Here is a 237-nt window from a genome sequence, read left to right as displayed (position 1 = left end):
GAACAATTGAATGTCTCTAATTGGGATACTAGTAAAAATACAACGTTATTTATAACATTTGCGGATGCGCCCCAGTTACAGTTATTGGATCTCATTAGTTGGGATGCCACAAAGGTGGTTGATTTTTATGAAAGTACAGGTTATTATAATGGTATTTTTAGAATTAATGAAGATTGTTCTAGCAAGGAAGTCCCGTTATTGGTTCGGACAAAAGATTCACGCTTAAAAAACTACAAT

1 protein-coding gene is annotated in these 237 nt (G+C 33.8%); it reads left to right on the top strand.

Translation table 11 applies throughout. The features are described from left to right. A partial coding sequence (locus tag AB3I00_RS14855; RefSeq protein ID WP_368025650.1) for a hypothetical protein occupies positions 1-237 on the top strand: 237 nt, incomplete at both ends.

It is taken from the genome of Enterococcus sp. C76, from assembly GCF_040886985.1.
In the GTDB taxonomy this organism is placed as follows: Bacteria; Bacillota; Bacilli; order Lactobacillales; family Enterococcaceae; genus Enterococcus_B; species Enterococcus_B lactis.
Note: the sequence above shows the minus strand (reverse complement) of the source record. Positions and strands in the feature narration are given on the sequence as shown.